Genomic DNA, 7,836 nt, shown 5'->3' with positions numbered 1-7,836 from the left:
GGAGCCGTCGTTCCCTCGCTCGTCCCCGCACCGAACGACCCGGTGCGCCATCCGTCCGGGCCGACGTCCCAGGGCTCCGCCACGACCACGACGTCCTGCAGGTCCGGGTGCTCCCGGATCGCCGTGAGCAGTGGGTGCGCCGGGTCGAACACGTGCCGGGCGTCCCGCGCGAGCGAGACCATCAGGTCGAACCGGAAGCCGTCGACCCGGACCTCCCGCGCCCAGTAGCGGAGGCTGTCGACGACCAGGTCGGCGGTGGCGGCGACGGAGGTGTCGAGGGTGTTCCCGCAGCCCGTCGTGTCGTAGTACGCGTCCGCGTCGGCGGCCCACCGGTAACGCCCGGCGCCGTCCAGCCCACGGAGCGAGGTCGTCGGGCCGCCGAGGCCCTCCTCGGCGGTGTGGTTGTAGACGACGTCGAGGACGACCTGGATCCCGGCCTCGTGCAGGATCCGCACCATGCCCTTGAACTCGCGGAGGACCGCGGACGCGCCGGCGGCCCGTGCGGCGGGGGAGGCGTACGCGGCGTGCGGCGCGAAGAACCCGAGGGTGTTGTAGCCCCACGCGTTCTCGCGCCCGGCGTCCCGGAGCCACCGCTCCGTGTCGAACGCGTGCACCGGCAGCAGCTCGAGGGTGGTCACGCCGATGCGGTGGAGGTGCGCGATCGTGCTCTCGTGCGCGATCCCGGCGTACGTGCCGCGGAGGTCCTCGGGGACGTGCGGGTTCGCGGCCGTGAGGGTCCGGACGTTCGCCTCGTACACGACCGCCCGGTCGAGCGGGGTCCGCGGGGCCACCGAGTCGCCCCAGTCGAAGGACTCGTCCACGACCTCGGACGTCCAGCGGACGCCCGCGCCGGCGTCGACCACGGGCACGATGCCCCGGGCCGCCGGGTCGAGCAGCGGGGCCGCCGCGTCGAAGGCGTGCCGCGGTCCGGCCGGGCCGGTCGCGAGCAGGTGGTAGCGGTCGCCCGCCCGGACGCCGGGCACCTCGGCCGACCAGGTGTCGCCGGACTCGTCGACGCGGCGCAGCGGGTGTGCGCCGCGTCCGGCCACCACGAGCGTGATGCCCGTCGCCGACGCCGAGCGGACCGTGAACCGCGCCCCGCCGTCGCCGAGGACGATCCCCGGCAGGGCGTCGGTCGCGGTCTCGTGCATGGTCACCAGGGTACGAGGGCCCGCGGGTATCCTGGAAACGCCCGATCAGGGGGCACCCTCGTCGATGGGAGAGCAGTGTGACGGTCTACCTGGACCACGCCGCGACGACGCCGATGACCGCGGAGGCGCTCGCCGCGTTCACCGCAGCGCTGCAGACCGTCGGCAACCCCTCGTCGATCCACAGCGCCGGGCAGCACGCGAAGATGCTCCTCGAGGACGGGCGGGCCGCGGTGGCGCGGTCCCTCGACGCCGACCCGGTCGAGGTCGTCTTCACCTCCGGCGGCACGGAGAGCATCAACCTCGCCGTGAAGGGCATGTTCTGGGCTCGACAGCAGGAGCGTCCGCGTCCCCGGATCGTGGTCCCGGCGGGCGAGCACCACGCGACCGTCGACACGGTCGAGTGGCTGGCTCGTCACGAGGGTGCGGTCGTCGACGTGGTGCCGCTGGACGCGCAGGGGCGCGTCGACACGGCCGCCCTGGAGGCACGAACTCGCCTCCGCCGACGACGTCGCCCTGGTCACGTTCCTGTGGGCCAACAACGAGGTGGGCACCATCCAGCCGGTGCGGCAGATCGTGGATGCTGCGCACGCGGCGGGCGTACCGGTGCACAGCGACGCGGTCGCCGCCTACGGGCAGGTGCCGGTGTCGTTCCGCGCCTCCGGCCTCGACGCCCTGAGCGTCTCGGCCCACAAGGTCGGGGGCCCGGTGGGGGCCGGCGCGCTCGTCCTCGGCCGCCGCGCCACCGTCGAGGCGCTCATCCACGGCGGCGGACAGCAGCGCCAGGTGCGGAGCGGGACGCAGGACGCCCCGGCGGCGGCGGCGTTCGGCGCGGCGGCGTCCGCGATCGCCGCCGACGGCTCGGTGCTGCACCCGGAGGTCCGTGCACTGCGGGACCGACTGGTCGCTGGCGTCCGGGCGACGGTGCCGTCCGCCGTCCTCATGGGCGACCCGGTCGACCGGCTCCCGGGCAACGCGCACTTCACCTTCCCCGGGTGCGAGGGGGACTCGCTCCTGTTCCTGCTCGACGCCGCCGGGGTCGCCGTGTCGACGGGCTCGGCGTGCCAGGCGGGGGTCCCCGAGGCCTCGCACGTGCTGCTCGCGATGGGGCTCAGCGAGGCGGACGCCCGCGGTGCGCTGCGGATCACGCTGGGGCACACCTCGACGCACGCCGACGTCGACGCCTTCCTCGCCGCGCTGCCCGACGCCGTGGCGCGTGCGAGCGCAGCCGGGATGGCGGCCCGCGAGCCGGTCCTCGGCCGCTGACGCGATCCCTGCACAGCCGGCCACGTCGACCCGTTCGCCCACAGGTCGAGCCGAGCCGTCCCTCCCGGCCGTGCTGCGCCGGTAGGATCGACGATCATGGTCGAACTGGACTTCTCCGAGCAACTCTCCGCCCTCCGCGAGACGTTCGGCAACATCCGCTCGGTGGTCGACGTCGACCGCCTGCAGCGCGAGATCGCCGAACTCAGCGAGCAGGCGGGCGCACCCGACCTGTGGGACGACGTCGAGCACGCGCAGCAGGTGACGAGCGCGCTGTCGCACCGGCAGTCCGAGCTCCGGAAGATCACCGACACGCAAGCGCGCATCGACGACCTCGAAGTGCTGGTCGAGATGGCGAACGAGGCCGACGACCAGGACTCCGCGGACGAGGCCCAGGCCGAGCTCAAGGCGATCCAGCAGACGATGAGCGACCTCGAGGTGCAGACCCTCCTCGACGGGGAGTACGACGAGCGGCCGGCCGTCATCACGATCCGCGCCGGCGCCGGTGGTGTCGACGCGGCCGACTTCGCCGAGATGCTCCTGCGCATGTACCTGCGCTACACCGAGCAGCACGGCTACAAGACCACCGTGATGGACACCTCCTACGCGGAAGAGGCCGGCATCAAGTCGGCCACGTTCGAGGTCGACGCGCCCTACGCCTTCGGCACCCTGTCGGTCGAGGCCGGGACGCACCGGCTCGTCCGCATGTCGCCGTTCGGAGCCGCGGGCAAGCGGCAGACCTCCTTCGCCGCGGTCGAGGTCATCCCGCTCATGCCGGAGACCGAGTCGATCGACATCCCGGAGAACGACATCCGCGTCGACGTCTTCCGTTCGTCCGGCCCCGGCGGGCAGTCCGTCAACACGACCGACTCCGCTGTCCGTCTGACCCACATCCCGACGGGCACCGTCGTGTCGATGCAGAACGAGAAGTCGCAGATCCAGAACCGCGCCGCAGCCATGCGCGTCCTGCAGTCGCGCCTGCTCCTCCTGAAGAAGGAAGAGGAGAACGCGAAGAAGAAGGAGCTCGCGGGCAACATCACCGCGAGCTGGGGCGACCAGATCCGCTCGTACGTCCTCGCGCCGTACCAGATGGTGAAGGACCTGCGGAGCGAGCACGAGGTCAACAACCCGTCCGCGGTGTTCGACGGCGACCTCGACGGCTTCATCAACGCGGGCATCCGCTGGCGTAAGCAGTCCGACGACGACTGAGTGGATCCGCGGACACGTGAGCCGCGCGCCTCGGCCCGTTCCGGCCCGGACCGACCTACCCTGAACCGGTCATGATCAAATTCGACCAGGTCACCAAGGTGTACTCGGGCAACCCGAGTCCCGCGCTCGACGACGTCTCCCTCGAGATCCTCAAGGGCGAGTTCGTCTTCCTCGTCGGCGCGTCCGGCTCCGGGAAGTCCAGCTTCCTGCGCCTCGTGCTCAAGGAGGAGAAGCCCTCGCGCGGGCAGATCCACGTGCTCGGCCAGCGGCTCGGGTCCCTGTCGTCGCGCAAGGTGCCGTACTTCCGGCGCAACCTCGGCGTCGTCTTCCAGGACTTCCGCCTGCTGCCGAACAAGACGGTGTTCGACAACGTCGCCTTCTCGCTCCAGGTCATCGGGAAGAGCAAGGGCTTCATCAGCGAGGCCGTGACCGACGTCCTCAAGCTGGTCGGCCTCGCCGGCAAGGCGACGCGCATGCCGCACGAGCTCTCCGGTGGTGAGCAGCAGCGCGTCGCGATCGCGCGGGCCGTCGTGAACAAGCCGGCGATCCTGCTCGCCGACGAGCCGACGGGCAACCTCGACCCGACCACGTCGGCCGGCATCATGGCCCTCCTCGAGCGCATCAACCAGGGCGGCACGACCGTCCTCATGGCGACCCACGACGCGAGCATCGTGAACCAGATGCAGCGCCGCGTGATCGAGCTGTCGAACGGCACGATCCTGCGCGACGAGCAGTCCGGCGGCTACCAGACCCAGGCCGTCCCGATCCAGCGAGGCAACACCGTGTCGAACACCACCGGCATCCAGACCATCCCGGGGATCATCCGATGAGGCTCGGACTCGTCATGTCCGAGGTCGGCTCGGGCCTGCGACGCAACGCCTCGATGGTCGTGTCGGTCGTCCTCGTGACCTTCATCTCGCTGACGTTCGTCGGCACGGCGATCCTGCTCCAGATGCAGATCAACCAGATGAAGGGGTACTGGTACGACCGGGCGCAGGTCGCCGTCTACCTGTGCACCGACACCGACACCACCGGCAACTGCACCGGGGCGAAGGCCACCGCGGACCAGCGCGACCAGGTCAAGGCGCAGCTCGACTCGTCGACGCTGAAGCCGTACATCGAGAAGTTCTACTTCGAGAACCAGCAGGACGCCTTCACCCGCTTCAAGCAGCAGTTCAAGGACTCGCCGGCGACCGAGTTCGTCAAGCCCGAGTACCTCAACGAGACCTACTGGGTGAACCTCAAGAACCCGTCGCAGTCGGACGTGCTCGTCGAGAGCCTGTCGAAGGTCGCCGGCGTGCAGAGCGTCGTCGACCAGCGCGGGTACCTGCAACCGATCTTCAACCTGCTCAACGCGTCGTCGTACACGGCCATCGGCATCGCCGCGCTCATGCTCGTCGCTGCCGTGCTGCTCATCGCCACGACGATCCGGTTGTCGGCGTTCAGTCGACGGCGAGAGCTCGGCATCATGCGGTTGGTGGGCGCGTCGAACCGGTTCATCCAGACGCCGTTCGTCCTCGAGGGGGTGATCGCCGCGGCCATCGGGGCGGTCCTCGCGGGTGGGGCGATCGTCGCCGTGGTGTGGTTCTTCGTCCGGAACTACCTGGCGGTCCGGTTCTCCGGTACGGCGTTCATCGGGATGGGGGACGCGGCCGTCGTCGTGCCCGCCGTGGTCGTGATCGGTGTGCTCCTCGCCGGACTGTCGGCGTTCGTCGCCATCCGCCGTTACCTCAAGGTGTAGCGGCGCGCGCCGCGGTGCGGTTCGCGCTGCGGTCGCGCGCTGCGGTCCGCGCTGACCGAGTCTCGTCATGAGCGACAATGCTCGGGGCCGGTGCCGCGAGGACCGTCGCTCACAGCGAGACTCGGGGCGGGCGGCGCGCCGGGAAGGTGCGCTGCGCCGTCGGCGTTGAGTAGTCTGTAAGGCTGCGCCGGACACCGGGTCCGGGGCGCACGCACGGACTCGGAAGGAGTCGTCATGGCCAAGGAACGCGGTGAGAAGATCGTCGCCACGAACCGTCGCGCCCGACACGACTACCTCATCGAGGACACGTACGAGGCGGGGATGGTGCTCTCGGGCACCGAGGTGAAGTCCCTCCGCCAAGGGCGCGCCTCGCTCGTCGACGGGTACGCCTTCATCGACGGGGGAGAAGCCTGGCTCGACGCCGTGCACATCCCCGAGTACACCGAGGGCACGTGGAACAACCACTCGCCACGGCGCAAGCGGAAGCTCCTCCTGCACAAGCAGCAGATCGTGAAGATCTCGCACAAGACCGCGCAGGGCGGGTACACGCTCGTGCCGCTGCAGATCTACTTCCACGACGGTCGGGCCAAGGTGGAGATCGCCGTGGCGAAGGGCAAGCGCGAGTTCGACAAGCGTCAGGCGCTCCGCGAGAAGACCGACAAGCGTGAGGCCGAGCGGGCGATGCGCACCCGGAACCGCGTCGGCGAGTAGCGCCGCACACGCCGGTCGACTAGACTGGAACACCGCCTGAACGGCGGTTGGCAACTCAACAGCGTGACAGTGGCTCGCACGTCCGGCCTGCATGGGGATGATCGGTTTCGACATTGCCTGTGTGCCGACGGGAAGCGGGCCGAGGACCCACGGTCATCTCGTGAACGATCCGTGGAAAACAACAAGTGCCAATTCCAAGCGCACTGACTTCGCTCTCGCTGCGTAAGCAGCCCAGCACATGAAGTCCGTCGGCCAGGTGACCGTCCCCTAACCTGATCCCGGCGTCATCAAGAGGACTTGCTGCACGGTTGCGCCTCAGGGCCGTGCGGGACTTGCACTGAGACTGGGCCCGTCGTCCAAGAAGCCGGTAGCAATGGACGGGGCCGAGCAGAACGCCTGATCCGGCTACGCCCGTAGAAGACGTCGAATTGCAGCGATGGACGGGGGTTCGATTCCCCCCATCTCCACCACCTGCCGGTCGTCGGGCCACTGTCACGCCGAGTCGTCACCGGACGCCCCACTCCAGCGGAGTGGGGCGTTCGTCGTCCTGCCACCCCACGGGGCTACGCTCGGGGAACCGGCGCGGTGGGACGCCCCGCGCCCCCGGGACGAAAGGTGCGAGTGTGGTGCAGGAGATCGCGATCCGTGTCCGTCTGCGTGAGCAGGAGCGCCTCGGGCTGGGGGAGTACGAGCGGCTCGTCGGGTCCGTCGCCACCGTGGCGGCGCTGGTCGCCTGGCTCCCCGCGCCCGACTCCCGGCTCGTCCTGCGCGGCCGGGCGGCGGAGCCCGTCCGGCTCGAGACGGTGTCCTACGGCGCCGTCTTCGAGATGCTCGTGGTGCTCGACCAGCGTTCGGCGGCCGTCGAGCGCGCCGCGTCCGCGGTCGCCGCCCTCATCGAGTCGGTGCGGCACGAGCACGTCGAGGACGACGTCGCCGGGGTCGCCGGTGAACTCGACCGCCTGGACCGGTCGGCGCCGCGGGGTCGTTCCGTCGCCGAGCGTTCGCTGCGGTCCCTGCTCGAGGGCGCCCGTGCGGACGTCCTCGCCCGCCGGACGTCGACTCGCGTCCGTGCGGCGCAGGCCCTGCTCCGGCTCGCGGAGGACGGCGCGGAGCTCGTCGTCGAGCGGGTGGAGGACGCACTCGCTCCCGAGCTCGAGGCCGAGGTCGTCGACGTCACTGCGGACACGGGGGCTGCGGTGGTGGTGGGGACGGCGTCGAAGAAGGCTGACAAGAAGGACGCGTCCAAGAAGGCTGACAAGAAGGACGCGTCCAAGAAGGCTGACAAGAAGAAGGCTGCCAAGAAGGCCGAGAAGAAGAAAGCTGGCAAGAAGGCCGAGAAGAAGAAGGCCGACAAGGCGAAGGGGAAGTCGAAGGACAATTAGCCTGAGTGCATATACAGCACTTGTGTTTCCACCTCGTTAAATAATCCGGCGAGCATCCTGTCCAGTGCCATTGTCGAAGCACGCGGCCCCCGAACACGGGTCGGCGTCACTCGACAGGAGCAACAGTGGCAACAACGACGACGACACAGGCGCTGCCGGACTCCGGCCTGAAGCGGAACGTCGGCTTCATCGGGCTCATCTGGGCCTCGACCGGATCGATCATCGGTTCCGGGTGGCTCTTCGGCTCGCANGAGGCCCTCAAGACGGCGGGTCCCGCCGCGATCATCTCGTGGCTCATCGGCGGCGTGGCCGTCCTCGTCCTCGCGCTCGTGCACGCCGAGCTCGGCGGCATGTTCTCGATCGCGGGGCGGACCGCTCGCTT

The 7,836-nt window shown here is 69.9% G+C and carries 5 protein-coding genes, 1 other RNA gene and 2 pseudogenes; 7 read left to right on the top strand and 1 reads right to left on the bottom strand.

What is annotated here, in order from left to right:
- Positions 1–1,151 (bottom strand): annotated as a pseudogene (locus I59_RS20365) (glycogen debranching enzyme); the annotation flags it as partial.
- A gap of 77 nt (positions 1,152–1,228) precedes the next feature.
- On the opposite strand from I59_RS20365, the pseudogene I59_RS20360 reads away from it, so the two are divergent.
- The 7 genes and pseudogenes from I59_RS20360 to I59_RS23055 all read left to right on the top strand — a co-directional run bounded on the left by I59_RS20360 (position 1,229) and on the right by I59_RS23055 (position 7,454).
- Positions 1,229–2,414, top strand: a pseudogene (locus I59_RS20360) (cysteine desulfurase family protein).
- A gap of 96 nt (positions 2,415–2,510) precedes the next feature.
- The gene (gene prfB / locus I59_RS17305; protein ID WP_031274384.1) at positions 2,511–3,620 is read left to right on the top strand and encodes a peptide chain release factor 2; all 1,110 of its coding nucleotides are present in this window, start codon (positions 2,511–2,513) and stop codon (positions 3,618–3,620) included.
- 71 nt (positions 3,621–3,691) lie between these two features.
- Entirely contained in the window at positions 3,692–4,450 is a 759-nt protein-coding gene (ftsE, locus tag I59_RS17300) for a cell division ATP-binding protein FtsE (protein ID WP_031274382.1), read from the top strand.
- Entirely contained in the window at positions 4,447–5,361 is a 915-nt protein-coding gene (gene ftsX / locus I59_RS17295) for a permease-like cell division protein FtsX (protein WP_031274380.1), read from the top strand. The genes ftsE and ftsX overlap by 4 nt, the downstream gene beginning before the upstream one ends.
- Before the next feature lie 234 nt (positions 5,362–5,595).
- Entirely contained in the window at positions 5,596–6,072 is a 477-nt protein-coding gene (gene smpB / locus I59_RS17290; protein WP_022904941.1) for an SsrA-binding protein SmpB, read from the top strand.
- 93 nt (positions 6,073–6,165) lie between these two features.
- Positions 6,166–6,542, top strand: a transfer-messenger RNA (tmRNA) gene (ssrA, locus tag I59_RS21670).
- A 153-nt stretch (positions 6,543–6,695) separates the two neighbouring features.
- On the top strand, positions 6,696–7,454 hold the full coding sequence (locus I59_RS23055; protein WP_022904940.1) for a hypothetical protein: 759 nt from the start codon (positions 6,696–6,698) through the stop codon (positions 7,452–7,454).
- Positions 7,455–7,836 lie beyond the last annotated feature (382 nt).

Source organism: Curtobacterium sp. B8 (assembly GCF_000333315.1).
Classification (GTDB): Bacteria; Actinomycetota; Actinomycetes; order Actinomycetales; family Microbacteriaceae; genus Curtobacterium; species Curtobacterium luteum.
Note: the sequence above shows the minus strand (reverse complement) of the source record. Positions and strands in the feature narration are given on the sequence as shown.

Excerpts from the sequence above, each read along its gene's own strand:
- ftsX (WP_031274380.1), top strand. The coding sequence starts at position 4,447 with ATGAGGCTCGGACTCGTCATGTCCGAGGTCGGCTCGGGCCTGCGACGC.
- ftsE (WP_031274382.1), top strand. The coding sequence starts at position 3,692 with ATGATCAAATTCGACCAGGTCACCAAGGTGTACTCGGGCAACCCGAGT.
- smpB (WP_022904941.1), top strand. The coding sequence starts at position 5,596 with ATGGCCAAGGAACGCGGTGAGAAGATCGTCGCCACGAACCGTCGCGCC.
- prfB (WP_031274384.1), top strand. The coding sequence starts at position 2,511 with ATGGTCGAACTGGACTTCTCCGAGCAACTCTCCGCCCTCCGCGAGACG.